Below are 1900 nucleotides of genomic sequence, written 5' to 3' on the forward strand. Positions count from 1 at the left end.
GTGGGGCGATCCGGTCCGCACCGGGCGCCACTGCCCGGTCCTTCGCCGTCCCCGCGCCCAGGCCCGCCGTCCCCGGGGACGCGGCGGAGATCGCGCGTCTGAAGTCTGCGTACGCGTCCCGCGAGCGGCTCTCGCCGGAGCGGCTCGCCACGACCCGGACCCTGCTGGCTGCCCGTCTCACCGCGGCCGGCAGCGCGGTGGCCTATGTCGTCGACGCCCCGGAGGGCGGCGGGCTGGCCAGTTGCGCGCTCGCTCTGGTCCACCCCGTGTTCCCGTCGCCCGGCTCCCCCGAGGGTCTCGCGGCACACGTGGACGTCGTCGCCACCGAGCCCGCCCACCGCGGGCGCGGCCATGCCCGCGCGGTGCTGGACGCGCTGCTGCGGCATCTGGAGGAGCTGGGCGTCACCGAGTACGCGCTCCACACGGGCGGCGAGCCGGTTTCGTTCTACGAGCGGTTCGGCTTCTTCCACGACCCGGCGCTCCTGCGGATGACCAGATCTCCCGTACGGCGGCCCGTGGACCCGGCGGGTCTGTCGACCGCCCAGTTCGCGGAGACGGTCATGCGCGCCACGGGGTTCGCCGGGCTGTACTTCACCGACGAGGACGGCAATCCCCTGCAGCTCCACGCGGTGTACTCCGCCTCGCACCCGTGGCAGGTTCCCGGCGGCACGATGGACCCGGGCGAGCGTCCCTGGGGCACCGCCGTGCGGGAGTGCCGGGAGGAGACCGCGATCGTGGTGGACGGCCCGCCCCGCAGGCTCCTGGCCGCCGTCTACGGGCTGCCGGGCGCCCAGTGGCCGTACAGCACCTTCGGGTGCGTCTTCGACGGCGGGAGCCTGACGCGCGCTCAGATCGAGGCCGTCGTCCTGGACCCGGCGGAGCACGACGAGGTGCGCGTGCTGCCGTTGGAGGAGTGGCGGGACATCATGCCGGACGGCGACTACCGCAGGCTGCTGGCGATCGACGAGGCCCGGCGGTCGGGCGGGACGGCGTACTTCGACACCTGGGACTGGGAAGCCGAGTGAAGCGCCGGACGTGACCCGCGGCGGTCATGATCGTTCGCAGGGCGTGATCCGTCTGACGGAGAGGGATCACTTCCCCCCGCGCCAGAGAGACCGGTAACGCAGCATGAACATCAGTACCCGTCCCGTCGTGAGCCGTACGGCGGTCGCCTTCGCCGTCACCGCCGTCCTCTCCCTGGGGTCCGTGGCCGCGGCCGACGAATCCCAGGGCTGGAAGGGCGAGGGCGGCCTCACCCTGACGGCCGACGAGAACAACCAGGTCGATGCCTACCTGGACCACGCCCGGCAGGCGGAACGCACCATCAGCGTGCAGGTGCGTACCGCCGCCGCGCTCTCGGGCGCGGAGATCATCGGCTTCGACCAGCGCCTGAAGTCGCCCGACTCGCTCAAGCGGAAGGTCGCCACGGCGCTCGGCGAGCGGTCCGGCCGCAATGTCGCCACCGTGCTGGCCGGCATCACGGACGCGGTGCGCTACACCGTGCAGTGGCAGGACGCCGCCTACACCGTCGGTGTCACCGACGCCTCGAACACGCTCGACGCCTTCGGCAACGACAGCACCAAGTGGTCGAACACCTGGGGCCGTACGAGCGGGTACAAGGCCCTCAACACCGGTTGGCGGGCGCCCCGTTCGGGGCAGCTGTTCGAGATCCAGTTCCACACGCCCGCCAGCAAGCACGCCCAGGAGGTCACCCACAAGCTGTACGAGGAGCAGCGCCTGCCCTCCACCGGCGCCGCCCGCAAAGAGCAGTTGCAGCGTGAGCAGGACTCCGTCTTCGATGCCGTGCCCGTGCCGAGCGGCGGCGGCGAGAGCGCGCTGTCCGAGCGCGACGTGGCGGCGATCGAGCGCCTCGTCCGTGTGAAGGCCCCGGACGAGCGGC

Annotated in this window: 2 protein-coding genes; both read left to right on the forward strand. The window is 72.5% G+C overall.

Translation table 11 applies throughout. The annotated features are described in order from the left end of the window. On the forward strand, nt 1–1025 hold a 1025-nt coding region (locus ACWD3D_RS36530; protein ID WP_451464953.1), incomplete at its 5' end, for a GNAT family N-acetyltransferase. 103 nt (nt 1026–1128) lie between these two features. Next, a partial coding sequence (locus tag ACWD3D_RS36535; protein ID WP_451464954.1) for an ATP nucleotide 3'-pyrophosphokinase occupies nt 1129–1900 on the forward strand: 772 nt, incomplete at its 3' end.

It is taken from the genome of Streptomyces sp. NPDC002690, assembly GCF_053592415.1.